General features: G+C 53.9%; 17 protein-coding genes, 1 tRNA gene, 3 rRNA genes and 1 riboswitch. Of the genes, 9 read left to right on the top strand and 12 right to left on the bottom strand.

Annotated features, from left to right (window positions below; genetic code table 11):
• Positions 1 to 103 precede the first annotated feature (103 nt).
• The gene (gene metH / locus EHV07_RS01030; RefSeq protein WP_371419675.1) at positions 104 to 3,739 is read right to left on the bottom strand and encodes a methionine synthase; all 3,636 of its coding nucleotides are present in this window, start codon (positions 3,737 to 3,739) and stop codon (positions 104 to 106) included.
• Between the two features lie 356 nt (positions 3,740 to 4,095).
• Between metH and edd the strand changes: the two genes are divergently transcribed.
• Entirely contained in the window at positions 4,096 to 5,916 is a 1,821-nt protein-coding gene (gene edd, locus EHV07_RS01025; protein ID WP_147194013.1) for a phosphogluconate dehydratase, read from the top strand.
• A 14-nt stretch (positions 5,917 to 5,930) separates the two neighbouring features.
• Complete coding sequence (locus EHV07_RS01020; protein WP_147194011.1) at positions 5,931 to 6,572, top strand: bifunctional 4-hydroxy-2-oxoglutarate aldolase/2-dehydro-3-deoxy-phosphogluconate aldolase; 642 nt, start codon at positions 5,931 to 5,933, stop codon at positions 6,570 to 6,572.
• A 16-nt stretch (positions 6,573 to 6,588) separates the two neighbouring features.
• On the opposite strand, the gene metA is transcribed toward EHV07_RS01020, so the two are convergent.
• The 5 genes from metA to EHV07_RS00995 all read right to left on the bottom strand — a co-directional run bounded on the left by metA (position 6,589) and on the right by EHV07_RS00995 (position 12,901).
• Positions 6,589 to 7,518, bottom strand: a complete 930-nt coding sequence (gene metA / locus EHV07_RS01015) for a homoserine O-succinyltransferase (protein ID WP_147194009.1) — start codon at positions 7,516 to 7,518, stop codon at positions 6,589 to 6,591.
• A gap of 327 nt (positions 7,519 to 7,845) precedes the next feature.
• A 5S ribosomal RNA gene (rrf, locus tag EHV07_RS01010) occupies positions 7,846 to 7,961 on the bottom strand.
• A 106-nt stretch (positions 7,962 to 8,067) separates the two neighbouring features.
• A 23S ribosomal RNA gene (locus EHV07_RS01005) occupies positions 8,068 to 10,977 on the bottom strand.
• A 217-nt stretch (positions 10,978 to 11,194) separates the two neighbouring features.
• Positions 11,195 to 11,269: transfer RNA gene (locus tag EHV07_RS01000), tRNA-Glu, on the bottom strand.
• 89 nt (positions 11,270 to 11,358) lie between these two features.
• Positions 11,359 to 12,901: ribosomal RNA gene (locus EHV07_RS00995) — 16S ribosomal RNA — on the bottom strand.
• The 16S, 23S and 5S rRNA genes sit together here with 1 tRNA gene alongside, the layout of an rRNA operon.
• A 638-nt stretch (positions 12,902 to 13,539) precedes the next feature.
• Between EHV07_RS00995 and purH the strand changes: the two genes are divergently transcribed.
• Both purH and purD read left to right on the top strand, forming a co-directional pair.
• On the top strand, positions 13,540 to 15,129 hold the full coding sequence (gene purH, locus EHV07_RS00990; protein ID WP_147194007.1) for a bifunctional phosphoribosylaminoimidazolecarboxamide formyltransferase/IMP cyclohydrolase: 1,590 nt from the start codon (positions 13,540 to 13,542) through the stop codon (positions 15,127 to 15,129).
• 15 nt (positions 15,130 to 15,144) lie between these two features.
• Complete coding sequence (gene purD, locus EHV07_RS00985) at positions 15,145 to 16,425, top strand: phosphoribosylamine--glycine ligase (RefSeq protein ID WP_147194005.1); 1,281 nt, start codon at positions 15,145 to 15,147, stop codon at positions 16,423 to 16,425.
• Positions 16,426 to 16,468: 43 nt separating this feature from the next.
• Here purD and EHV07_RS00980 read toward each other — a convergent pair whose 3' ends face one another.
• From EHV07_RS00980 to nudC, 6 genes are all read right to left on the bottom strand, one after another.
• Entirely contained in the window at positions 16,469 to 17,086 is a 618-nt protein-coding gene (locus tag EHV07_RS00980) for a DUF1481 domain-containing protein (protein WP_254446290.1), read from the bottom strand.
• A 174-nt stretch (positions 17,087 to 17,260) separates the two neighbouring features.
• Positions 17,261 to 17,533, bottom strand: coding sequence for a nucleoid-associated protein HU-alpha (hupA, locus tag EHV07_RS00975; RefSeq protein WP_017803060.1), 273 nt, complete (start codon positions 17,531 to 17,533; stop codon positions 17,261 to 17,263).
• Between the two features lie 187 nt (positions 17,534 to 17,720).
• On the bottom strand, positions 17,721 to 18,311 hold the full coding sequence (locus tag EHV07_RS00970; RefSeq protein ID WP_147194001.1) for a YjaG family protein: 591 nt from the start codon (positions 18,309 to 18,311) through the stop codon (positions 17,721 to 17,723).
• 66 nt (positions 18,312 to 18,377) lie between these two features.
• Positions 18,378 to 19,046 carry a deoxyribonuclease V gene (gene nfi / locus EHV07_RS00965; RefSeq protein WP_147193999.1) on the bottom strand — a complete coding sequence of 223 codons (669 nt, stop codon included), beginning with the start codon at positions 19,044 to 19,046 and terminating at the stop codon, positions 18,378 to 18,380.
• Positions 19,047 to 19,048: 2 nt separating this feature from the next.
• Positions 19,049 to 20,116 (bottom strand): uroporphyrinogen decarboxylase, encoded by a 1,068-nt coding sequence (hemE, locus tag EHV07_RS00960; protein ID WP_147193997.1) that lies wholly within the window; start codon positions 20,114 to 20,116, stop codon positions 19,049 to 19,051.
• Between the two features lie 40 nt (positions 20,117 to 20,156).
• On the bottom strand, positions 20,157 to 20,930 hold the full coding sequence (gene nudC / locus EHV07_RS00955; protein ID WP_147193995.1) for an NAD(+) diphosphatase: 774 nt from the start codon (positions 20,928 to 20,930) through the stop codon (positions 20,157 to 20,159).
• 76 nt (positions 20,931 to 21,006) lie between these two features.
• Between nudC and rsd the strand changes: the two genes are divergently transcribed.
• The 5 genes from rsd (at position 21,007) to thiS (ending at position 25,335) form a co-directional block, all read left to right on the top strand.
• A complete protein-coding gene (gene rsd / locus EHV07_RS00950) occupies positions 21,007 to 21,513 on the top strand; it encodes a sigma D regulator (RefSeq protein WP_147193993.1) in 507 nt (168 codons plus the stop codon).
• Positions 21,514 to 21,633: 120 nt separating this feature from the next.
• Positions 21,634 to 21,734: riboswitch (TPP riboswitch) on the top strand.
• An 87-nt stretch (positions 21,735 to 21,821) separates the two neighbouring features.
• Complete coding sequence (gene thiC / locus EHV07_RS00945) at positions 21,822 to 23,756, top strand: phosphomethylpyrimidine synthase ThiC (protein ID WP_147193991.1); 1,935 nt, start codon at positions 21,822 to 21,824, stop codon at positions 23,754 to 23,756.
• On the top strand, positions 23,753 to 24,400 hold the full coding sequence (gene thiE, locus EHV07_RS00940; protein ID WP_147193989.1) for a thiamine phosphate synthase: 648 nt from the start codon (positions 23,753 to 23,755) through the stop codon (positions 24,398 to 24,400). Before thiC ends, thiE begins: the two co-directional genes overlap by 4 nt.
• Positions 24,390 to 25,151, top strand: coding sequence for a HesA/MoeB/ThiF family protein (locus EHV07_RS00935; protein WP_147193987.1), 762 nt, complete (start codon positions 24,390 to 24,392; stop codon positions 25,149 to 25,151). The genes thiE and EHV07_RS00935 overlap by 11 nt, the downstream gene beginning before the upstream one ends.
• The gene (thiS, locus tag EHV07_RS00930; protein WP_147193985.1) at positions 25,135 to 25,335 is read left to right on the top strand and encodes a sulfur carrier protein ThiS; all 201 of its coding nucleotides are present in this window, start codon (positions 25,135 to 25,137) and stop codon (positions 25,333 to 25,335) included. The genes EHV07_RS00935 and thiS overlap by 17 nt, the downstream gene beginning before the upstream one ends.
• Position 25,336 lies beyond the last annotated feature (1 nt).

Genomic DNA, 25,336 nt, shown 5'->3' with positions numbered 1-25,336 from the left:
AACAGAGTGCCAAAGCAAGGATCCTGCCCTGGCACGGTTAAGTTTAGCCGCTTTATCGAAAAAGCTTTTTTATCAGCGTCATACTTTGCTGCTACCTGCGGAATTAGTCCGCGTCGTACCCTAAATTCGGTGCCAGCCAGCGTTCAACATCGGTGACCAGCATGCCTTTACGGCGGGCGTAATCCTCAATCTGATCGCGCTGTATTTGAGCGACGGCAAAATATTTGCTGTCAGGATGGCTGAAATACCAACCCGATACGGCTGCGCCTGGCCACATAGCGAAGGATTCCGTCAGCTTCATGCCGGTATGACGCTCCACATCCAGCAGCTGCCAGATAGTGGCTTTTTCGGTATGTTCAGGGCAGGCCGGATAGCCAGGTGCCGGGCGGATACCCTGGTAATTTTCGCGAATCAGCTCTTCATTACTGAGGTTCTCCGTCGCGGCGAAGCCCCAGATAACTTTACGCACCCGTTCATGAAGATATTCGGCAAAGCCTTCTGCCAGGCGATCGGCCAGCGCTTTGACCATGATTTTATTGTAATCATCATGTTGGGCATCCCAGGCCTCAGCCAGCGCATCTTCTTCCAGCCCGCCAGTGACGGCAAATGCCCCGATATAATCGGCTTTTCCGCTGCGCTTTGGCGCTACAAAATCAGCCAGACAATAATTGGCAAAGTCCTTCTTCTCTGTCTGCTGGCGTAAGTGATGACTCACTTGCAATACCTGGGTACGCGACTCGTCCTGATAGATTTCGATGTCATCACCTACGCGGTTAGCCGGGAAAATCCCTACCACGCCGCGCGGATTAAGAGATTGCTGGGCACTCAGCTGATCCAGCATCGCGTTGGCATCGGCGAATAAGCGCTTCGCTTCTTCCCCAACAACGTCATCTTCAAGAATGCGCGGATATTTCCCCGCCAGCGACCAGGTCATAAAGAATGGCGTCCAGTCTATGTAGTTACGCAGCGTTTCGATGTTAGCGCTTACTTCGCTTATGCCCAGCCTGTGCGGCACCGGCGGCGTATAGTTTTCCCAATCCAGCGACAGTTCATTTTCCCTGGCTACCTGCAAACTGACCGGCGGCGTACGCGGCTTTTTACGGGCGTGCTGAATGCGTACCGTGTCATATTCTTTGCGTGTTCGGGCGACAAAATCGTCATGCTGAGTAGCAGAAAGTAACGCAGAGACCACGCCTACCGTGCGCGAGGCGTTTTGCACATACACCGTCGGGCCGCTGTAGTTCTGCTCTATTTTGACCGCCGTATGCGCTTTCGAGGTTGTCGCGCCACCGATTAACAACGGTAGGGTAAAACCCTGGCGTTCCATCTCTTTCGCCACGTTGACCATTTCATCCAGCGACGGGGTGATCAGGCCGGAAAGGCCAATAATATCCGCGTTGTGCTCTTTGGCCGTTTTGAGGATTTTATCGCTGGGCACCATCACGCCCAAATCTATGATTTCGTAATTATTACATTGCAGCACCACGCCAACGATGTTTTTGCCGATGTCATGCACATCACCCTTAACCGTTGCCAGCACGATCTTGCCGTTGGTGCTGCCTTTTTCTTTACTCGCTTCGATGTAAGGTTCCAGATAAGCCACCGCCTGTTTCATCACCCGGGCCGATTTAACCACCTGCGGCAGAAACATTTTCCCTTCACCAAACAGGTCGCCGACCACGTTCATACCGGCCATCAGCGGCCCTTCTATCACTTCGATAGGACGGCTGGCCTTTTGACGAGCCGCTTCGGTATCGTCTTCGATAAATTCGGTAATGCCTTTGACCAGCGAATACTCCAGACGCTTCCCCACTTCCCAACTGCGCCATTCGGCCTGCGGTTTGGTGCTGTCATCATCGGCTTTGCTGCCACGATACTTTTCGGCCAGATCCAGCAGCCGTTCCGTGCCGTCAGTTCGCCGGTTGAGCACCACATCTTCCACCGCATCACGCAGCTCGGGTGCCAGATCGTCATAAATAGCCAGCTGGCCCGCGTTGACGATACCCATATCCATGCCGTTACGAATAGCGTAATAGAGAAAGACGGCATGAATCGCTTCGCGCACCGGATCGTTGCCGCGAAAGGAGAACGAGACGTTGGAGACGCCACCGGAAATCATCGCATACGGCAGCTCGCGTTTAATGTCTTCACAAGCACCGATAAAATCCATTGCATAGTTATTGTGTTCTTCGATACCGGTAGCGACGGCAAAAATATTTGGATCGAAGATGATGTCTTCCGGCGGGAAACCCACCTCTTCAGTCAGGATCTTATAAGCTCGACGACAGATTTCGATTTTACGTTCGCGAGTGTCTGCCTGGCCGAGTTCGTCAAAAGCCATCACTACCATTGCCGCACCATAACGGCGGACAAGACGGGCATGATTCCTGAATGCTTCCACGCCCTCTTTCATTGAAATGGAGTTAACGATGCCTTTACCCTGAATGCATTGCAGCCCTTTTTCGATCACCTCCCATTTTGAGGAGTCGATCATAATCGGCACGCGAGCAATATCAGGTTCGCCAGCAATCAGATTGAGAAAACGTACCATCGCCGCTTCAGCATCAAGCATTCCCTCATCCATATTGATGTCGATGATCTGCGCGCCGCTGGCCACCTGCTGTAAGGCAACATCAAGCGCCTCGTTATACTTTTCTTCTTTGATTAATCGCTTAAATTTTGCCGAACCGGTAACGTTAGTCCGTTCGCCGACGTTAACAAACAGCGATTCGGCGCTGATATTCAGCGGCTCCAGACCAGAAAGACGGCAGGCGACAGGCAGCGTCGGTAATTGACGCGGCGCAATGCCGTCGACTGCTTTTACCATCGCAGCAATATGCACCGGCGTGGTGCCGCAGCAGCCACCGACAATATTCAGAAAGCCCGACTGCGCCCATTCGCCGATCTGCTCAGCCATGATCTGCGCATCAAGATCGTATTCACCGAAGGCATTTGGCAAACCCGCGTTGGGATGCGCGGTGACGTAACTCTCGGCAATACGGGATAGCTCGGCGACATACTGACGTAGCTCATCAGGGCCCAGCGCGCAGTTAAGGCCAAACGATAACGGTTGCGCATGACGCAGCGAGTTGTAGAAGGCCTCGGTAGTTTGCCCGGAGAGTGTCCGCCCCGAGGCATCGGTGATGGTGCCGGAAATCATCAGCGGCAACGTGATGCCCAGCGCCTCGAACTCGCTTTGCACAGCAAAAATCGCCGCTTTTGCATTCAGCGTGTCGAAAACCGTTTCGATCATAATGAGATCGGATCCGCCCTCTATCAGCGCGCGCGTGGATTCGCGATAGGCTTCTACCAGCTGATTAAAGGTGATATTACGAAAAGCAGGATCGTTCACATCTGGTGAAATAGAACAGGTGCGGTTCGTTGGGCCTAATACCCCTGCGACATAGCGTGGTTTATCCGGCGTGCGGGCCGTCCATTCATCAGCACAGCTTCGCGCCAGCCTGGCAGCTGTGTAGTTAATCTCTGCCGACAGCGATGCCATATGGTAATCCGCCATCGCGACAGGAGTGGCGTTAAAGGTGTTGGTTTCCAGAATATCCGCGCCAGCGTCCAGATAGGCATTATGGATATCGCCAATCACATCCGGGCGAGTGAGTACCAGCAGGTCATTATTTCCTTGCAGATCGCTCTGCCAGTCGGCAAACCGTTCACCGCGAAAATCTTTTTCGGACAGACGATAGCGTTGAATCATCGTGCCCATGCCGCCATCCAGCACCATGATGCGTTTCGCCAGCTGCTGATGCAGCGCTTCTGTTCTGTTACTCACTCTCGCCCCTTCAACGTCACCCAGCGGCACAATGCCAGCAGACCATACTGGCACAACTTTTGAACAGGTAAAAGGCAGCAGGCCTGAGACATTTTCAGCTTGCCGATTAAGGTTACATAACACTGAATCCCTTCCCACTCCCGCCTTCATCATTTTCCTGCCACTGAATAAAACTTGCCTTAGATCATGCTTAGCGCTGTTTCCTGGCGGAAGCGGTTGCGCGCACGGGTTATTACTACAACACTGTAAGCAGACAATGTTACCGGTAACAACCCAGCAGCACATCGCTGATAACGGGAAACCTGACCATGACTACTGACAACCAAACCGTCACCCGCGTTACTCAACGCATCATCGAACGCTCTGCCTCCACGCGTACCGCCTATCTGGCCCGAATTGAGGCCGCTCGCTCCCGCACCGTTCATCGCGCACAGCTGGCCTGCGGTAATCTGGCTCACGGCTTCGCCGCCTGCCAGCCTGATGATAAAGCCGCCCTGAAAAATATGGTGCGCAGCGATATTGCCATTATTACCGCTTATAACGATCTGCTTTCTGCCCATCAGCCTTACGCCGATTATCCGGACAAACTGAAGCAGGCACTGCATCAGGTTGGCGCAGTGGGCCAGGTTGCCGCTGGCGTTCCGGCGATGTGTGACGGCGTGACGCAGGGACAGGATGGGATGGAACTGTCGCTGATGAGTCGGGATATTATCGCCATGTCCGCCGCCGTTGGGCTTTCACATAACATGTTCGACGGCGCATTGTTTTTAGGCATTTGCGACAAAATCGTTCCCGGACTGGTTATGGCCGCGCTCTCTTTTGGCCATCTTCCCGCGCTGTTTGTGCCTGCCGGGCCGATGAGCAGCGGTCTGCCCAACAAAGAAAAAGTCCGTATCCGCCAGCTTTACGCCGAAGGAAAGGTCGATCGTCAGGCGCTGCTGGAAGCCGAAGCCGGCTCCTATCATGGCAAAGGGACCTGCACGTTTTACGGCACCGCCAATTCTAATCAGATGGTGATGGAGGTGATGGGGTTGCACCTGCCCGGCTCTTCCTTTGTGCATCCTGATACGCCACTGCGCGACGCGCTAACCGATGCGGCCGCCCGCCAGATTACTCGTCTGACGGAAACAGCAGGTAACTACATGCCGGTCGGCCAACTGGTTGACGAAAAGGTCATTGTAAACGGCATCGTGGCGATTCTGGCGACGGGTGGCTCAACTAACCTGACGATGCATCTGGTGGCAATGGCACGGGCTGCGGGGATTCAAATTACCTGGGATGATTTCTCCGATCTGTCTCAAGCGATTCCGCAGCTGTGCCGCATCTATCCAAACGGCCCGGCGGATATTAATCAATTCCATGCCGCAGGCGGCGTCCCGCTAATTGTGCGTGAACTGCTGAATCATGGATTGCTTCATCAGGATGTTAATACCGTTGTGGGTTTTGGCCTGGAAAAATATACCCAGGAACCCTGGCTGGATAAAGGCCAGCTGGCCTGGCGTGAAGGTGCAGAAATCTCGCAGGATAGCAGCGTGATCGCCCGTGTTTCGCAACCGTTCTCCCCACATGGCGGCACAAAAGTGATGTCAGGTAACCTGGGCCGGGCGGTGATGAAAACCTCTGCCGTACCGGCCGAAAATCAGATCATTGAAGCACCTGCCGTAGTTTTTGACAGCCAGCACGACATTCTGCCCGCCTTTGAAGCGGGTGACCTGAATAAAGACTGCGTCGTTGTGGTGCGTTTTCAGGGCCCGCAGGCCAATGGGATGCCGGAGCTACATAAGCTGATGCCACCGCTTGGCGTTCTGATGGACCGTGGCTATAAGGTAGCGTTAGTTACCGATGGCCGCTTATCAGGCGCATCGGGAAAAGTACCTTCCGCTATTCATGTTACGCCAGAGGCACAAACAGGCGGTCTGCTGGCTAAGGTACAAAACGGCGATCTGATGCGGGTGAATGGCGTAACTGGTGAGCTGGCGCTTCTGGTAGATGAAGCGATCCTCAGCGCCCGTGAACAGGATCAACCCGATTTAAGCGCTGAACATATCGGCTGCGGACGCGAGCTATTTGGTGCGCTTCGCAGTCAGCTGTCGGGTGCCGAACAGGGTGCCTGCTGCATCCCTTTTTAAACGGAGATCTTCAGATGAACCACTGGAAAATGAGCGCGGAACAGATTCTGACTTCAGGTCCGGTTGTGCCGGTCATTGTCATTGAGCGATTGGAACAGGCTGTGCCGCTGGCCAGAGCATTAGTGGCCGGAGGGGTGCGCGTGCTGGAAGTCACTTTACGTACTGACTGCGCCGTTGAGGCCATCCGCGCTATCGCACAGGAAGTGCCTGGGGCTATCGTCGGTGCGGGAACGGTAATCAATCCAGAACAGCTTCAGCAGGTAACGGAAGCTGGCGCGCAATTCGCCATCAGTCCAGGCCTGACTGAAGCACTCCTCAAGGCAGCAACAGCAGGCTCGATCCCATTGATCCCCGGGATCAGCACCGTTTCGGAACTGATGCTCGGTATGGACTATGGCTTACGGGAATTTAAGTTTTTTCCAGCAGAAGCTAACGGCGGTGTAAAAGCGCTAAAAGCTATTGCGGGGCCTTTTCCACGGGTGCGCTTTTGCCCGACAGGAGGGATTTCTCCCGCTAATTATCGTGATTATCTGGCGCTGGATAGCGTGCTTTGTATCGGCGGTTCCTGGTTAATCCCCGCAGATGCATTACAAAGCGGTGATTATGATCGCATCACCGCAGCGGCACGTGAAGCCGTAGCGGGAGCTTCGGCCTGATCGTTTTGGATTGCGCCTATTCGAGCGTAGGGTTCATATGGCGCAAATCAAATGGCGTAATCTGGTAAACGTAATAGTTCAGCCAGTTTGAGAACAACAGGTTACCGTGGCTGCGCCAGCTTGCTCGCGGCGGCAGCGCGGGATTATCCTGTGGAAAATAGTTAAACGGGACATCAGGATTAAGTCCGGCTTCCAGATCACGATGGTATTCTCCTGACAGAGTCAGCGCGTCATACTCCGGATGGCCGGTGACAAACGCCAGCCGTTTATCTTTGCTCGCAAACAGGTAGGCACCGGTTTGCTCTGATTCAGCAAATATTTCCAGGTCGGTATAATCCCGTAGCAGCTGTGACGGAAAATCCGCATAGCGTGAATGTGGCGCCAGAAACGTATCGTCAAAACCGCGCGTCAGCAGCGCATGAGGATGCAGGATCTGATGATCGTAGACGCCTGATAGTTTGTTTTCACGCGTCTGTTTGGGAATACCGTAGAGAATATTCAATGCGGCCTGCACGGCCCAACAAACAAAAAGCGTGGAGGTGACATGCTCTTTCGCCCAGTGCAGAACACGCTGGATCTGCGGCCAGTAAGCCACGTCATTAAAATCAACCAGCCCCAGCGGCGCACCGGTAACGATCAGCCCATCATAGTTATCATCACGAATATCGTCGAAATTACAGTAAAAGTTATTCAGATGTTCCATTGGCGTGTTGCGTGACTCGCGGCTGTCGATGCGTAACAGCTGAATATCAATTTGCAACGGCGAGTTTGAAAGCAGGCGCAGAAACTGATTTTCCGTCTCAATTTTCTTTGGCATCAGATTTAATACCAGCACTTTCAACGGGCGGATTTCCTGAGTACTGGCACGAGTTGATGTCATCACAAAGACATTCTCGTTGCGCAGAAAATTCACTGCTGGTAACTCATCGGGTACCCTGATCGGCATAACCTGCTTCCTCAACTAACCATTTATACGTTTAGACATCCAGACAGCCAAAGATAACGTGGTGAGGGCTAAATGTCGAGGTTTCATCAGATAGGTGAAAATGTTTCATCATCGGGCGATGATTTTGTCGAATAGCCGGGTGCGCTGGCTACATCGGCGGCAAAACAGAGCGGATTTACCGGCGAAAGAAGATGAAAATAAGAAGATCCGGCTAGTGAAAGTGGACGGGTGAAAGTGCACTTGAGGAATTTTTCTTTCAGAGAGCCGGTTTTCTGGCCCCAAACGCAAAAAACCCTGACCATGAGGTCAGGGTTATCGCGATTTGATGCCTGGCAGTTCCCTACTCTCGCATGGGGAGACCCCACACTACCATCGGCGCTACGGCGTTTCACTTCTGAGTTCGGCATGGGGTCAGGTGGGACCACCGCGCTAAAGCCGCCAGGCAAATTCTGTTATTCACGCCGCCGTAAAGGCCGCGCAAATTTATCCGGTTAACAAGCTGAAAATCTTTGCGTCTCTCAGACGCGACCAGAACGCTTCTGGCGTTGTAAGGTTAAGCCTCACGGGTCATTAGTACCGGTTAGCTCAACGCATCGCTGCGCTTACACACCCGGCCTATCAACGTCGTAGTCTTCAACGTCCCTTCAGGTGGCTTAAAGCCACAGGGAGAACTCATCTCGAGGCAAGTTTCGCGCTTAGATGCTTTCAGCGCTTATCTTTTCCGCACTTAGCTACCGGGCAGTGCCATTGGCATGACAACCCGAACACCAGTGGTGCGTTCACTCCGGTCCTCTCGTACTAGGAGCAACCCCTCTCAATTCTCCAGCGCCCACGGCAGATAGGGACCGAACTGTCTCACGACGTTCTAAACCCAGCTCGCGTACCACTTTAAACGGCGAACAGCCGTACCCTTGGGACCTACTTCAGCCCCAGGATGTGATGAGCCGACATCGAGGTGCCAAACACCGCCGTCGATATGAACTCTTGGGCGGTATCAGCCTGTTATCCCCGGAGTACCTTTTATCCGTTGAGCGATGGCCCTTCCATTCAGAACCACCGGATCACTATGACCTGCTTTCGCACCTGCTCGAGCCGTCACTCTCGCAGTCAAGCCAGCTTATGCCATTGCACTAACCTCACGATGTCCGACCGTGATTAGCTGACCTTCGTGCTCCTCCGTTACTCTTTGGGAGGAGACCGCCCCAGTCAAACTACCCACCAGACACTGTCCCCACGCCGGATCACGGCGCCAGGTTAGAACATCAAACGTTAAAGGGTGGTATTTCAAGGTTGGCTCCACGCAGACTGGCGTCCACGCTTCAAAGCCTCCCACCTATCCTACACATCAAGGCTCAATGTTCAGTGTCAAGCTGTAGTAAAGGTTCACGGGGTCTTTCCGTCTTGCCGCGGGTACACTGCATCTTCACAGCGAGTTCAATTTCACTGAGTCTCGGGTGGAGACAGCCTGGCCATCATTACGCCATTCGTGCAGGTCGGAACTTACCCGACAAGGAATTTCGCTACCTTAGGACCGTTATAGTTACGGCCGCCGTTTACCGGGGCTTCGATCAAGAGCTTCTCCTTGCGGATAACCCCATCAATTAACCTTCCGGCACCGGGCAGGCGTCACACCGTATACGTCCACTTTCGTGTTTGCACAGTGCTGTGTTTTTAATAAACAGTTGCAGCCAGCTGGTATCTTCGACTGGCTTCAGCTCCGGGAGCAAGTCCCTTCACCTACGCGCCAGCGTGCCTTCTCCCGAAGTTACGGCACCATTTTGCCTAGTTCCTTCACCCGAGTTCTCTCAAGCGCCTTGGTATTCTCTACCTGACCACCTGTGTCGGTTTGGGGTACGATTCTGTGTTACCTGATGCTTAGAGGCTTTTCCTGGAAGCAGGGCATTTGTTACTTCAGCACCGTAGTGCCTCGTCATCACGCCTCAGCCTTAAAGAGTTCCGGATTTGCCTGGAACTCAAGCCTACACGCTTAAACCGGGACAACCGTCGCCCGGCCAACATAGCCTTCTCCGTCCCCCCTTCGCAGTAACACCGAGTACAGGAATATTAACCTGTTTCCCATCGACTACGCCTTTCGGCCTCGCCTTAGGGGTCGACTCACCCTGCCCCGATTAACGTTGGACAGGAACCCTTGGTCTTCCGGCGAGCGGGCTTTTCACCCGCTTTATCGTTACTTATGTCAGCATTCGCACTTCTGATACCTCCAGCAGACCTCACAGTCCACCTTCGACGGCTTACAGAACGCTCCCCTACCCAACAACGCATAAGCGTCGCTGCCGCAGCTTCGGTGCATGGTTTAGCCCCGTTACATCTTCCGCGCAGGCCGACTCGACCAGTGAGCTATTACGCTTTCTTTAAATGATGGCTGCTTCTAAGCCAACATCCTGGCTGTCTGTGCCTTCCCACATCGTTTCCCACTTAACCATGACTTTGGGACCTTAGCTGGCGGTCTGGGTTGTTTCCCTCTTCACGACGGACGTTAGCACCCGCCGTGTGTCTCCCGTGATAACATTCTTCGGTATTCGCAGTTTGCATCGGGTTGGTAAGCCGGGATGGCCCCCTAGCCGAAACAGTGCTCTACCCCCGAAGATGAATTCACGAGGCGCTACCTAAATAGCTTTCGGGGAGAACCAGCTATCTCCCGGTTTGATTGGCCTTTCACCCCCAGCCACAAGTCATCCGCTAATTTTTCAACATTAGTCGGTTCGGTCCTCCAGTTAGTGTTACCCAACCTTCAACCTGCCCATGGCTAGATCACCGGGTTTCGGGTCTATACCCTGCAACTTAACGCCCAGTTAAGACTCGGTTTCCCTGCGGCTCCCCTATACGGTTAACCTTGCTACAGAATATAAGTCGCTGACCCATTATACAAAAGGTACGCAGTCACCCTGATAAATCAAGGCTCCCACTGCTTGTACGTACACGGTTTCAGGTTCTGTTTCACTCCCCTCGCCGGGGTTCTTTTCGCCTTTCCCTCACGGTACTGGTTCACTATCGGTCAGTCAGGAGTATTTAGCCTTGGAGGATGGTCCCCCCATATTCAGACAGGATATCACGTGTCCCGCCCTACTCATCGAACTCACAGTAAGTGCATTTTTGTGTACGGGAGTATCACCCTGTACCCTGCGACTTTCCAGACGCTTCCACTAATGCACAAACTGATTCAGGTTCTGGGCTGTTCCCCGTTCGCTCGCCGCTACTGGGGGAATCTCGGTTGATTTCTTTTCCTCTGGGTACTTAGATGTTTCAGTTCCCCAGGTTCGCCTCGCAACACTATGTATTCATGTTGCGATGATGCACCGTAGTGCACCGGGTTTCCCCATTCGGGTATCGTCGGTTGTTGCGGTTCATATCACCTTACCGACGCTTATCGCAGATTAGCACGCCCTTCATCGCCTCTGACTGCCAGGGCATCCACCGTGTACGCTTAGTCACTTAACCTCACAACCCACAAGCGTCCCGAAAGACACTGCTGTTGTAAGCATTTGAGAGACTCGAACACATCGTTTTGTTTACCCTTATTACGGAGGTTAAACACGACGTGTCGTTTCAATTTTCAGCTTGTTCCGGATTGTTAAAGAGCAAATATCTCAAACGTAGCTCGTAAGCCAGTTTTGAGATACTTTGTGGAGACACCTTTCACCTGTCACCAAGCAAGTGGCGTCCCCTAGGGGATTCGAACCCCTGTTGCCGCCGTGAAAGGGCGGAGTCCTAACCGCTAGACGAAGGGGACACGGATAGTGTCACGACTTCGCAGCCGTCTTGCTCTAACGTTTCTATCAGACAATCTGTGTGAGCACTGCGCGGGAAGGTATCTTCAGGTAAGGAGGTGATCCAACCGCAGGTTCCCCTACGGTTACCTTGTTACGACTTCACCCCAGTCATGAATCACAAAGTGGTAAGCGCCCTCCCGAAGGTTAAGCTACCTACTTCTTTTGCAACCCACTCCCATGGTGTGACGGGCGGTGTGTACAAGGCCCGGGAACGTATTCACCGTGGCATTCTGATCCACGATTACTAGCGATTCCGACTTCACGGAGTCGAGTTGCAGACTCCGATCCGGACTACGACGCACTTTATGAGGTCCGCTTGCTCTCGCGAGGTCGCTTCTCTTTGTATGCGCCATTGTAGCACGTGTGTAGCCCTACTCGTAAGGGCCATGATGACTTGACGTCATCCCCACCTTCCTCCGGTTTATCACCGGCAGTCTCCTTTGAGTTCCCACCATTACGTGCTGGCAACAAAGGATAAGGGTTGCGCTCGTTGCGGGACTTAACCCAACATTTCACAACACGAGCTGACGACAGCCATGCAGCACCTGTCTCACGGTTCCCGAAGGCACTAAGGCATCTCTGCCAAATTCCGTGGATGTCAAGAGTAGGTAAGGTTCTTCGCGTTGCATCGAATTAAACCACATGCTCCACCGCTTGTGCGGGCCCCCGTCAATTCATTTGAGTTTTAACCTTGCGGCCGTACTCCCCAGGCGGTCGACTTAACGCGTTAGCTCCGGAAGCCACTCCTCAAGGGAACAACCTCCAAGTCGACATCGTTTACGGCGTGGACTACCAGGGTATCTAATCCTGTTTGCTCCCCACGCTTTCGCACCTGAGCGTCAGTCTTTGTCCAGGGGGCCGCCTTCGCCACCGGTATTCCTCCAGATCTCTACGCATTTCACCGCTACACCTGGAATTCTACCCCCCTCTACAAGACTCTAGCCTGCCAGTTTCAAATGCAGTTCCCAGGTTAAGCCCGGGGATTTCACATCTGACTTGACAGACCGCCTGCGTGCGCTTTACGCCCAGTAATTCCGATTAACGCTTGCACCCTCCGTATTACCGCGGCTGCTGGCACGGAGTTAGCCGGTGCTTCTTCTGCGGGTAACGTCAATTGCTGAGGTTATTAACCTCAACACCTTCCTCCCCGCTGAAAGTACTTTACAACCCGAAGGCCTTCTTCATACACGCGGCATGGCTGCATCAGGCTTGCGCCCATTGTGCAATATTCCCCACTGCTGCCTCCCGTAGGAGTCTGGACCGTGTCTCAGTTCCAGTGTGGCTGGTCATCCTCTCAGACCAGCTAGGGATCGTCGCCTAGGTGAGCCATTACCCCACCTACTAGCTAATCCCATCTGGGTTCATCTGACAGCGAGAGGCCCGAAGGTCCCCCTCTTTGCTCTTGCGAGGTTATGCGGTATTAGCTACCGTTTCCAGTAGTTATCCCCCTCTGTCAGGCAGATCCCCAGACATTACTCACCCGTCCGCCACTCGTCACCCAAGGAGCAAGCTCCTCTGTGCTACCGTTCGACTTGCATGTGTTAGGCCTGCCGCCAGCGTTCAATCTGAGCCATGATCAAACTCTTCAATTAAAAGTTCGATTTGCTGCAACAAGTGCAGCGATGCTCAAGTGTAAAACGTCATAATGAATTTTCATTATGTGTTCACTCTTAAGACTTGATATTTTTTGACACCCGAAGGTGTCTTGATATCAATCCTGCGAGTGCCCACACAGATTGTCTGATAAATTGTTAAAGAGCGTTGCGGGAAGTAGCTGAGCTACCCTGCCGCGAGGTGGCGTATATTACGCTTTCCTCCTTCAGAGTCAACTTCTTTTTGAGAAGTTTTTCTCCGGCGATTCAGCTTCCTGAACCTCCTGAACCGGCGGGCTGTAAGCCGTTGTGCCGTCTCAGTGGTTGCGCATTATAGGGAGTTCTCGCCGGCTGACAACCCCTAATTTGCATAAAATAACGCGTTCGCTGCATTCCACAGCAAAAGGGCTGTTTATACGCAGTTATTAACAAACTTATCCACATTGATTGCCGATCGGTAATTTAGGCGAGCATCACGCAAACGTTTTCGCTACAATGCCCCCGCAAAATCCCGGTCCCCCATTTGGGGGCGTTACCTGAATCTTTACCGTTTTCTTCTCTTCTATAGAGAAGGAAGCTGGCTAAGATTGATGTAACGCTCTTATTTATGCGAACCAAAGCCAAGGGATCTAACCACCATGCAACAAACTCGCCCTGTACGCCGCGCTCTACTCAGTGTGTCTGACAAAGCTGGTATCCTCGAATTTGCTCAGGCGCTGTCAAAGCGCGGCGTCGAGCTACTCTCCACCGGCGGCACTGCTCGCCTGCTCGCCGATGCTGGCCTCCCTGTTACTGAAGTGTCTGACTACACCGGTTTTCCGGAAATGATGGATGGACGCGTTAAAACACTGCATCCCAAAGTACACGGCGGGATTCTGGGACGCCGCGGTCAGGATGATGCGATTATGCAGGAACACAGCATCTCTCCTATCGACATGGTGGTCGTTAACCTTTATCCCTTTGCCCAGACCGTAGCCCGCGAAGGCTGCTCGTTGGAAGATGCCGTTGAGAATATCGATATCGGCGGTCCAACGATGGTGCGCTCCGCAGCGAAGAACCACAAAGATGTGGCTATCGTGGTTAAGAGCAGCGACTACCAGGCGATCATCAATGAGATGGATGCCAACAATAACGCCCTCCAGCTGGCAACCCGTTTTGACCTGGCAATTAAAGCCTTCGAGCACACCGCCGCCTATGACAGCATGATTGCCAACTACTTCGGTAGCCTGGTGCCGGCTTATCATGGTGAGACTTCTGAGCCAGCAGGTCGCTTCCCCCGCACGCTAAATCTGAACTTCATTAAAAAGCAGGATATGCGCTACGGGGAAAACAGCCATCAGGATGCTGCTTTCTATATAGAAGAGAATGTTTCTGAAGCCTCTGTCGCTACTGCGCAACAGGTTCAGGGCAAAGCGCTTTCCTATAACAACATTGCTGACACCGATGCAGCACTGGAATGCGTAAAAGAATTCAGTGAGCCCGCCTGCGTAATCGTGAAGCATGCCAATCCTTGTGGCGTCGCGGTTGGTGGCTCGATTTTGAATGCTTACGAGCTGGCTTACAAAACCGATCCGACTTCAGCCTTCGGCGGCATTATCGCGTTCAACCGCGAACTGGACGAAGCGACCGCTCAGGCAATCATCAGCCGTCAGTTTGTCGAAGTTATCATTGCCCCTTCCGCCACTGAAGCCGCGCTGCACGTTACCGCTGCCAAACAGAACGTTCGCGTGCTGACCTGTGGACAGTGGCAGCAACGCCAGGCCGGTCTGGATTTCAAACGCGTCAACGGCGGTCTGCTGGTACAGGATCGCGACCTGGGCATGGTCGGCGAAAGCCAGCTGCGCGTGGTCAGCAAACGCCAGCCGACCGAGCAGGAACTGCGTGATGCGCTGTTCTGCTGGAAGGTTGCCAAGTTTGTGAAGTCCAATGCCATTGTCTATGCCCGTGACAATATGACCGTGGGCATCGGCGCCGGCCAGATGAGCCGCGTGTACTCGGCAAAAATCGCCGGGATCAAAGCGAAAGACGAAGGCCTGATTGTGGAAGGCTGCGCGATGGCTTCCGACGCCTTCTTCCCGTTCCGTGACGGTATTGATGCGGCGGCGGCGGCTGGCGTGAGCTGTGTTATTCAGCCTGGTGGTTCAATCCGTGACGAAGAGGTTATCGCTGCGGCTGACGAACATGATATCGCGATGATCTTTACCGATATGCGCCACTTCCGCCATTAATTAAGGAACAGAACAATGAAAATTTTAGTTATTGGCAATGGCGGTCGCGAGCACGCGCTGGCATGGAAAGCGTCCCAGTCACCGCTGGCGGAAACGGTGTTTGTCGCGCCAGGCAATGCGGGTACGGCACTTGAGCCTGCTTTACAGAACGTTGCTATCAGCGCTACCGATATCCCTGCCCTGCTGAGCTTTGCACAAAATGAAAAAATCGATCTGACCATTGTCGGCCCGGAAGCACCGCTGGTTATCGGCGTGGTAGATGCTTTCCGTGCCGCTGGCCTGAAGATCTTTGGCCCTACGCAGGCTGCTGCGCAGCTTGAAGGCTCTAAAGCTTTTACCAAAGATTTCCTGGCTCGCCATCAGATCCCAACGGCCGAATACCAGAACTTTACTGATGTCGAAGCGGCTCTTGCCTATACGCGCAGTAAAGGCGCCCCCATTGTGATCAAAGCTGATGGTCTGGCTGCGGGCAAAGGCGTGATTGTGGCGATGACGCTACAGGAAGCAGAAGACGCGATTCAGGATATGCTGGCGGGCAACGCCTTTGGCGATGCGGGCCACCGTATTGTTGTCGAAGAGTTCCTCGACGGTGAAGAAGCCAGCTTTATTGTGATGGTTGACGGCGAGAACGTGCTGCCCATGGCAACCAGCCAGGATCACAAACGCGTTGGCGATGGCGATACCGGCCCGAACACTGGCGGCATGGGGGCTTACTCGCCAGCCCCGGTCGTTACCGACGAAATCCACCAGCGCGTGATGGATGAAGTGATTTGGCCAACCGTTCGCGGTATGGCAGCCGAAGGCAACGTCTATACCGGCTTCCTCTATGCTGGCCTGATGATCGATAAGAGCGGTCAACCCAAGGTCATTGAATTCAACTGTCGTTTTGGCGATCCGGAAACGCAGCCAATCATGCTGCGGTTGAAGTCGGATCTGGTCGATCTTTGCCTGGCAGCCGTAGATGGCAAGCTGGACAGCAAGGATTCCGTCTGGGATCCTCGCCCTTCTCTCGGCGTGGTACTGGCGGCAGGCGGTTATCCTGGCGATTACGGTACCGGCGATCAGATTCATGGTCTGCCGCTGGAAGAGACGCCGGACGGCAAGGTCTTCCATGCTGGCACAAAAATGCAGGATGATTTAGTCGTGACTAACGGTGGGCGCGTACTGTGCGTGACCGCGCTGGGTGAGGATGTTGCTGCCGCGCAGAAGCATGCTTACGAACTGGCTAAACATATTTCATGGAATAAAAGCTTCAGCCGTAGCGATATTGGCTATCGTGCGATTGGCCGTAAGTAGTCTGCATGAGGGCCGGAGCAATTCGGCCCTTTGCGCTTGCGCCTCAGAAATCTTCAGCTGTTGGCTGAGCAGGACATATATCATCTGCGGAAACCAGTAGCAGCTGCGTGCCGCCTGGTGCTTCCAGCCAGGCAATACTGAGCGGTTTACCCGATTCCTGCTGATGCTGCGTAATATAGCTCGCGGCATAGCGGTCAAAGCTGGGATGACGGGTTCCTTTCTGACAAAACGTCACCGTGCCTGATGGCTTCCAGTGTCCCTGCTGCAAAACCACGCGTCCTTTCAATAAATCATCGCTGACGGTTAGCATGCGTCCGGCATCATACTGATATAACGCGATCGCATCTGCTGACAGGGCTTCACGCCTGTCTTCCAGCTGCCGCTGCATAAAGCTCAGGCTGCCATCCTGATCAAAGCGCATCGTTACGCTTTCAGGATGCTCACCCGCAATATGCCGCTCAATAGAGATCAGTTTGTCCTGCTGCCACTGATAGTCGGTGGTTTCCACCGCCGGGCCATTGAAAGGGGTATAGACCGTCATCAGACGGGTAACGTGCGAATCACGCTCTTTACGCCAGATACGTACTGCACCGCGATCGGCAAGATAGCCGCTGGCGCTAAAGTCAGGATGCGCGGGACGGGAACTGCAACCGGCAAGCATTATCACTGTCAATGAGGAAAGCAGAAAGAACCGGGAGCGAATCATAGTGCGTCACACAATGAGAGCAGGGAAGCTGCCGTCAGTGGGAATGAGGCAGTCAGAAAAAAACGGGGAGAAACCAGTTTTAACAAAAGGGGCAGAGCGCCCCCCTGTTTAAAACCTTTCACTGTCAGCTTACTTAACAGCGTCTTTCAGTGCTTTACCAGAAACGAATGCCGGTACGTTTGCAGCTGCAATTTTGATTTCATTGCCAGTCTGCGGGTTGCGGCCAGTACGCTCAGCACGGTGGTTAACTTTAAAGGTACCAAAACCAACCAGTTGTACAGCATCACCTTCTTTCAGAGACTCAGTAATCGCAGCCAGGGTGGATTCCAGAGCAGCTTTAGCCTGGGTCTTAGACAGGTCCGCTTTGTCCGCAATTACATCAATCAGTTGAGTCTTGTTCATAAGTTATCCTTACAGTGTATTTATCGCTTGCTAAGCATCAAGTGCGAGGGAAAAACCAGTATTGGAACTCTCCTGCATACACGCACCGATAGCCACATTTTTCAGCCCCCCAAATGTAGACCAGACTGGGGGCGAATGTGAAGCCTTAAGGCGCTACAAATCAGGCCTGAAGTCACGTTTTATCGCCTTACTGCTGAAAATTTATACCGATGTTGCTAATCCCTGATTCTCGCAGGTCAGAACGCAGTCCTTTTATCAGTTCCAGGTCCCTTTCTTCACAGGCACTAAGCAGGCGGAAAATCTCCCACTGAATGTCCCACTCTTCTTCTACAGCCGGGTTCGCTTTTAGCTCTTCTTCGGTCATTTCGCGTTCAGCCTGGGTCATTTCCAGCATGGCAACGCTGGTGATTGACGCTTCGCTAACGGCAATCGCATGAGCCAGGGTCTCACCGCTTAAACGTGAATGCAGCAATTCGCTCAATGCCACACAGGCATCGATTGCTGGATACACGCCGTACAGATCGTAATCTTCTGCGGCCGGGATCGCTTCTTCCAGCTTTTCCAGCTGCGAATCGAAATTCACTTTGGCATCTTTAACCACCAGCGTTTCCCAGATCAGATCGAGGATGCGGCGATAAAGCTGCCCTTCGCCAAAACCAGTTTGCTGGCAAAATGCCCAGTAGTTGGGATACATGCGTTCACACAAGCAGGCCATAAAAGTCACGTGCTGCCAGCTTTCCAGCTTTTCCAACCGCAGGTGAATCGGATTACGTATCATGTTGGGATCTCTTAAACGAAAAATGCGCGGCCTGCAGTGTAACTGAAAAGCGTGCGCCTCACACCGTTAACCCTGCTGTTGAAAGCGGACAAAGGCAGGCCGTTGTGACGCCACCGCATCGGCCCAGCGAGTCGGTTCCGGCAGACGATAGCCTTGCAAACAGGTTTCCACCCAGTGCAGCGCGGTATCGGCACTGACGCGGTGGCCGGAGGAAATAAAGAGCGGATTACAGCGTCGTTTGCTGCGCAGCACCCAGCCAATCTGCTCGCCCTTGTCGAACAGCGGCTGACGCGCGCCCGGTTCTTCTTCCAGCGCTTCAAACTTACCGCACAGGCGCCGTTTGGCGACACCGATGGTCGGCACGTCCACCAGCAGGCCAAAATGGCTGGCAACGCCCAGGCGGCGAGGATGTGCGATGCCGTGCCCATCGACAAACAGCAGATCGGGCTTTTGCTCCAGCAGCGCCCAGGCAGCCAGCAACGCGGGGTATTCGCGGAAAGAGAGGAATCCGGGGATATAGGGCATCGTGGTGGCGATACGCGCCACCCGATGCTCAACCAGCTTCAATGAGGGGTATTCAAGGATGACCAGCGCGGCACGAGTCACTTCTCCGCCCTGTTCGAATCCCACATCCGCACCACCGATGTAGCGCGGCGGCATTACTTCAAAATCATCTTCACGCACGATCTCAGCCGCGCGAGTCATCTGCTCCTGCTTTAATGCCTGAATATCCATAATTATCCCTGGTGATATTGACGTGACAGTTTGTGTACGGCCTCCACGAAAACACCGGCGTGTTCTGGCGGAACATCCTGATGAATGCCGTGACCGAGGTTAAATACGTGACCGTTCCCCTGGCCGAAGCCCTGAAGAATTGTCGCCACTTCCTGTTCGATACGGGCAGGCTCTGCGTACAGCATGGACGGATCCATATTACCCTGTAGCGCCACTTTATCGCCTACGCGACGGCGCGCGTCGGCAATATCGGTGGTCCAGTCCAGACCCAGCGCATCACAACCGGTCGCCGCCATCGCTTCCAGCCATTGCCCACCGCCCTTGGTAAAGAGCGTTACGGGTACGCGACGGCCATCGTTTTCACGGATCAGGCCATCGACGATTTTATGCATGTAATGCAGCGAGAATTCGAGATAATCACGCCCCGTCAGCACGCCGCCCCAGGTATCAAAAATCATCAGCGACTGCGCGCCCGCCCGGATCTGCGCATTCAGATAAAGCGTAACGCTGTCTGCTAACTTATCCAGCATCAGATGCAGCGTCTGCGGATCCGCATACATCATCTTTTTCAGTTTGGTAAACGCTTTGCTGCTGCCGCCTTCAACCATGTAGGTCGCCAGCGTCCACGGACTGCCGGAGAAACCGATCAGCGGCACTTCGCCGTTAAGATTTTTGCGAATGGTACGCACCGCGTTCATCACATAACCCAGTTCCTGCTCAGGATCGGGGACAGGCAGTTTTTCCACATCGGCGCGGCAGGTGACTGGCGAGGAGAATCGCGGCCCTTCACCGGCTTCAAAGTAGAGCCCTAATCCCATGGCGTCCGGGATGGTCAGAATATCGGAGAACAGGATCGCCGCGTCCAGCGCATAGCGCCGCAGCGGTTGTAGCGTCACTTCACAAGCCAGCTCGGCGTTTTTGCACAGCGACATAAAGTCACCGGCCACGGCGCGCGTTGCTTTATATTCTGGCAAATAACGCCCCGCCTGGCGCATCATCCATACTGGCGTTACGTCTACTGGCTGGCGCAGCAGGGCGCGCAAATAACGATCGTTCTTCAGTTCACTCATTCTTCAGGGCTCTTTTTCATTCAGGGGCACAGTATATCAGTTATTCCGCTTCGGCGCGGCAGAGGGCAACCGTGTCCTCAATCAGTCGACGGGCAACCGTGCCCGCTGGCGGCAGCTGCGGCAGTGCATCAAAGCGATACCAGCCCGCATCGAGCAGCTCTTTCGGATCGATGACGATCTCGCCACTGTCGTAGTCAGCCATAAACGCCATCATTAACGATTGAGGGAAAGGCCACGGCTGCGAGGAAACATAGCGCAGATTTTTAACTTTGATGCCGCTTTCTTCCATCACTTCACGCGCAACGGTTTGCTCCAGCGTTTCGCCGACTTCAACGAAGCCCGCCAGCACGGTATAGACGTTGTTACGATGTTTTGTGTGTTGGGCCAGCAGGATTTCGTCGCCACGGCGGATTGCCACAATGATGCAGGGCGCTATCTGCGGATAATAACGCTGACGGCAGTGTCCGCAAAGGCAAGCCCGCTCGGTTTTACTGAGGTGCATGGGGTGCCCGCAATAGCCGCAAAATTTGTGTGAGCGATAGAACTCCGCGAGCTGAATACCGCGCCCGGCCAGCTGGAACAGGCCAACATCCTGATCGAGGATTTGTCGCAGGGAACCCATTTCATCAGACCGGCTTTCACAAATCAGGTAAACGGGCTCGCCCTGCCACTCACCAATTACCGACGCTTTTTTGCCTGTAAGTTCCAGGTTTTGCGCAGAACCGTACGGTAATTGACCTTTTGGCAACCATAGTTTATGGTCGTGGCTGACAACCCACCAGCCAGCGTCTACGCTTGAAATCTCAACTTCCATAAATTGCTCATCCTCAGCTTCACAAACTTACTGGATTGGGATTAGACATTGTTAAATATCACTCACGGAGTCACTCATGCTTAACCAGTTAGAAGTTCTGGCCTCGCGCGTAGGCGGATGTAGCGACCTGGTAGACTTTTGTCTGCACTCACGTAAGCAATTACTCATCGCTTATTATCAAATGGTTGGCATCAAGCCTAACAAGGATTCGCTGAGTACGCTCGACGAAAACGCGCTGGATACCTTTTGTCAAAGCCTGGTCGATTATCTTTCTACCGGCCACTTTACCGCTTATGAACGCTTTATCGAAGAGATGGAAGGTACGGAACAGCTGGCCAAAGCCGCGCTAATCTATCCCTCTTTGCAGGCCAATACTGAACTGATTATGCGTATTTATGATACTCATCTGGAAAACGCTATCGATCACAACAACTGCATGGAGTTTCAGCAGGCGCTGTCAGAAGTTGGCGAAGCGCTGGAAGCGCGTTTTACCCTGGAAGATAAATTCATCCAGCTGGCCTTAGAGAAAGGTACGGTAAAGCAAGACGCAGCTAATGATGAGGCCATTGTTCGTCCGGCGTAAGTCGTTATGAAAATGTAAAATCCTTGTAGTTTTAAAAAAGCCCCTTTATGCTGAATGGGCAATACAGGTGGTTCGCCCTGTGCCAGCCACTGTCGTTCTGTTTGCTTACGGGCAGCAGAATTCTTCTTGTCGGAGTGCCCTTAGGGGCTGAGACCGTTCATTCGGGATCCGCGGAACCTGATCAGGTTAGTACCTGCGAAGGGAACAAGAGTAAATATTCAGTGTGGGTGTAACGCCACTTGTTCACACCCTGCGCTTACTCCTCCGAACTCCGGACAAGCAACATTCCCTTTATTCAGGAACTTGCTATGTCTACCCCCAGTAAAAAACCCAATCGTCGTGAACAACGTGCCGAAGCGCAGCAGTTTATTGATTCCCTGCAAGGTTCTGCCTTTCCCAATTCAAAACGCATCTGGCTGACCGGATCACGCCCGGATATCTGTGTACCGATGCGCGAAATACAGCTCAGTCCGACCGTCGTTGGCGGCAGCAAAGATAATCCGCTGCTGGAAGAAAATGAGCCGGTTCCGGTTTATGATACAGCCGGCCCTTATGGCGATCCCGAGGCAAAAATTGATGTGCATGCCGGTCTGAATAAGCTGCGTGACGGCTGGATAAGCGAGCGTGGTGATACGCAATATATCAAACAACTCAGCTCGGTTTATACGCAGCAGCGTCTGGCGGATGAAGGCTTAGATCATCTGCGCTTCGATAATTTGCCGCGTCCTCGTCGTGCGCTGGCTGGCCGATGCGTGACTCAACTGCACTACGCCCGGCGGGGTGTTATTACACCCGAGATGGAATTTATCGCAATCAGAGAGAATATGGGCCGCGAGCGGATCCGTGGTGAAGTGCTGCTCCAGCAGCATCCGGGTAATAGCTTTGGTGCCAGTCTGCCTGAAAACATAACGCCGGAGTTTGTTCGTCAGGAAGTGGCCGCCGGACGCGCCATCATCCCGGCGAATATTAACCATCCCGAATCTGAGCCGATGATTATCGGCCGTAACTTTCTGGTTAAAATAAACGCTAACATCGGTAATTCCGCTGTCAGTTCCTCCATCGAAGAAGAAGTAGAAAAACTGGTGTGGTCCGCACGCTGGGGCGCCGATACGATCATGGATCTTTCTACCGGCCGTAATATTCACGAAACGCGCGAGTGGATCCTGCGTAACAGCCCGATTCCTGTCGGCACCGTTCCTATCTATCAGGCGTTGGAGAAAGTGAACGGCGTGGCGGAAGATCTGAACTGGGAAGTGTTCCGCGATACGCTGCTGGAGCAGGCTGAACAGGGCGTTGATTACTTTACTATTCATGCGGGCGTGCTGTTGCGCTATGTGCCGATGACGGCAAAACGCCTGACCGGCATTGTGTCACGCGGTGGCTCGATCATGGCTAAATGGTGTTTGTCGCACCATAAAGAGAGCTTCCTGTATGAACACTTCCGCGAAATCTGTGAGCTTTGCGCTGCTTATGACGTTTCGCTGTCGCTGGGTGATGGCCTGCGTCCCGGATCTGTTCAGGATGCCAACGACGAGGCGCAGTTTGCCGAGCTGCGCACGCTGGGCGAGCTGACCAAAATTGCCTGGGAATATGACGTGCAGGTGATGATAGAAGGGCCGGGACATGTGCCGATGCAGATGATCAGACGCAATATGACTGAACAGCTGGAGCACTGTCATGAAGCGCCCTTCTATACGCTTGGCCCACTGACCACCGATATCGCCCCGGGTTATGACCATTTTACCTCCGGCATCGGTGCCGCGATGATCGGCTGGTTCGGTTGCGCCATGCTCTGCTACGTGACGCCGAAGGAACATCTGGGCCTGCCCAACAAAGAAGATGTGAAACAGGGGCTGATTACCTACAAGATCGCCGCGCATGCTGCCGATCTTGCCAAAGGCCACCCCGGCGCGCAGATCCGCGATAACGCCATGTCTAAAGCACGCTTCGAATTCCGCTGGGAAGATCAATTTAACCTTGCGCTCGATCCCCACACCGCACGCGCTTACCACGATGAGACGCTGCCGCAGGAATCCGGCAAGGTTGCCCATTTCTGTTCGATGTGCGGGCCCAAATTCTGCTCGATGAAGATCACTCAGGAAGTCCGTGAATATGCGGCTAAGCAGGAAGCGGAAGCAAAACCTATCGAGATTGGCATGGCGGAAATGTCACAGGCGTTCCGTAGCCGTGGCAGCGAGCTTTATCATCCTGCCGATGCGCTGACGCCGGAGGAGAAAGTATGAACCGGGGCCCCTTTCCCCTGACGGAAGCTCGCCTCGGTCTTTACCCGGTAGTGGACAGCGTGGAATGGATAGCGCGTCTGCTGGAAGCTGGGGTGCGCACCCTCCAGTTACGGATAAAAGATCGGCCTGAAGAGGCAGTAGAACAGGATATTGCTACTGCAATTGCGTTGGGAAAACGCTACCGGGCACGGCTGTTTATCAACGATTACTGGCGCCTGGCTATTCGTTATCAGGCTTATGGCGTCCATTTGGGTCAGGAAGATCTGGACGTTGCCGATCTGGATGCGATTCACCGCGCCGGGCTTCGTCTGGGTCTGTCCACCCATGATGATGCCGAACTGGATCGCGCGCTGGCCGAACAGCCTTCCTATATTGCCTTAGGTCATGTTTTTCCTACGCAAACCAAAGAGATGCCCTCTTCTCCTCAGGGACTTGAGGCGTTAAGACGGTACGTCTCGCGCTTGCAGGGCGTTTCTACCGTAGCGATTGGCGGCATCAGTCTTGCGCGTGCGCCTGCGGTACTGGAAACCGGCGTGGGCAGCATCGCCGTGGTCAGTGCGATAACCCAGGCGGCCGACTGGCAATCTGCCACGGCAAAACTCCTCGCGCTGGCCGGTACGGGAGGCATTGCTCATGCTCAGTAATAACGACTTCATGCGCTACAGCCGCCAGCTGCTGCTGGAGGAGTTTGGCCTTGACGGACAGCAAAAATTGCAGCGCTCCAGCGTGCTGATTGTAGGCCTGGGTGGACTGGGATCGCCTGCTGCGCTCTATCTTGCCGCCGCAGGCGTCGGCAAGTTACTGCTGGCCGACAACGACAACGTGCATATCAGCAACCTCCAGCGTCAGATCCTGTTCCGCAGTAATGAAACCGGCCAGAGCAAAGCGCTGCTGGCTAAAAAGCATTTGCAGGATTTGAACCCGCAGGTGGAGTTTATCGCCATGGAGCAACGCATGGATGCCGCGCTCCTGACACAAACGGTGCAATGGGTCGACCTGGTCCTGGACTGTAGCGACAACATGGAGACGCGGCATGCAATCAATGCCGCCTGCGTAGTAAACGCAACCCCGCTGATCAGCGCCAGCGCCGTAGGCTTTGGCGGCCAGCTGCTGGTGCTGGCCCCGCCTTTTCGCCATGGCTGCTATCGCTGCCTGTGGCCTGACGAAGCTGAACCACAGCGGAATTGCCGTAATGCAGGGGTGCTCGGCCCGGTGGTCGGCGTAATGGGCACCTTACAGGCGCTCGAAGCGTTAAAAATGCTGGCGGGACAGCCTTCCGTTTTAGAGGGGCGGCTGCGGTTATTCGACGGCAGGCAGCAAACCTGGCGCACGCTCACGCTTGAACGCAGCGAAAACTGCCCGGTTTGTGGAGAACGCAATGCGCATTGTCATTAACGACGAACCGCAAACCATCAGTGCGCCACTGACATTGCACGATCTGCTGAACGCGCTGTCACGCAGCCAGCCCGGCACGGCGCTGGCCGTAAATCAGCGTATTGTGCCACGCGAGCGCTGGGAAGCTTATCTTTTACAGGAAGGCGATGAACTGGTGATTTTCCAGGCCATTGCCGGAGGTTAAA

This window comes from Pantoea sp. CCBC3-3-1 (assembly GCF_007981265.1).
In the GTDB taxonomy this organism is placed as follows: Bacteria; Pseudomonadota; Gammaproteobacteria; order Enterobacterales; family Enterobacteriaceae; genus Erwinia.
This window is presented reverse-complemented; position numbering and strand designations above follow the sequence as displayed.

Coding starts and splice junctions, on each gene's coding strand:
- metH (WP_371419675.1), bottom strand. CDS start 3,739: ATGGTGCTGGATGGCGGCATGGGCACGATGATTCAACGCTATCGTCTG.
- edd (WP_147194013.1), top strand. CDS start 4,096: ATGACTACTGACAACCAAACCGTCACCCGCGTTACTCAACGCATCATC.
- EHV07_RS01020 (WP_147194011.1), top strand. CDS start 5,931: ATGAACCACTGGAAAATGAGCGCGGAACAGATTCTGACTTCAGGTCCG.
- metA (WP_147194009.1), bottom strand. CDS start 7,518: ATGCCGATCAGGGTACCCGATGAGTTACCAGCAGTGAATTTTCTGCGC.
- purH (WP_147194007.1), top strand. CDS start 13,540: ATGCAACAAACTCGCCCTGTACGCCGCGCTCTACTCAGTGTGTCTGAC.
- purD (WP_147194005.1), top strand. CDS start 15,145: ATGAAAATTTTAGTTATTGGCAATGGCGGTCGCGAGCACGCGCTGGCA.
- EHV07_RS00980 (WP_254446290.1), bottom strand. CDS start 17,086: ATGCTTGCCGGTTGCAGTTCCCGTCCCGCGCATCCTGACTTTAGCGCC.
- hupA (WP_017803060.1), bottom strand. CDS start 17,533: ATGAACAAGACTCAACTGATTGATGTAATTGCGGACAAAGCGGACCTG.
- EHV07_RS00970 (WP_147194001.1), bottom strand. CDS start 18,311: ATGATACGTAATCCGATTCACCTGCGGTTGGAAAAGCTGGAAAGCTGG.
- nfi (WP_147193999.1), bottom strand. CDS start 19,046: ATGGATATTCAGGCATTAAAGCAGGAGCAGATGACTCGCGCGGCTGAG.
- hemE (WP_147193997.1), bottom strand. CDS start 20,116: ATGAGTGAACTGAAGAACGATCGTTATTTGCGCGCCCTGCTGCGCCAG.
- nudC (WP_147193995.1), bottom strand. CDS start 20,930: ATGGAAGTTGAGATTTCAAGCGTAGACGCTGGCTGGTGGGTTGTCAGC.
- rsd (WP_147193993.1), top strand. CDS start 21,007: ATGCTTAACCAGTTAGAAGTTCTGGCCTCGCGCGTAGGCGGATGTAGC.
- thiC (WP_147193991.1), top strand. CDS start 21,822: ATGTCTACCCCCAGTAAAAAACCCAATCGTCGTGAACAACGTGCCGAA.
- thiE (WP_147193989.1), top strand. CDS start 23,753: ATGAACCGGGGCCCCTTTCCCCTGACGGAAGCTCGCCTCGGTCTTTAC.
- EHV07_RS00935 (WP_147193987.1), top strand. CDS start 24,390: ATGCTCAGTAATAACGACTTCATGCGCTACAGCCGCCAGCTGCTGCTG.
- thiS (WP_147193985.1), top strand. CDS start 25,135: ATGCGCATTGTCATTAACGACGAACCGCAAACCATCAGTGCGCCACTG.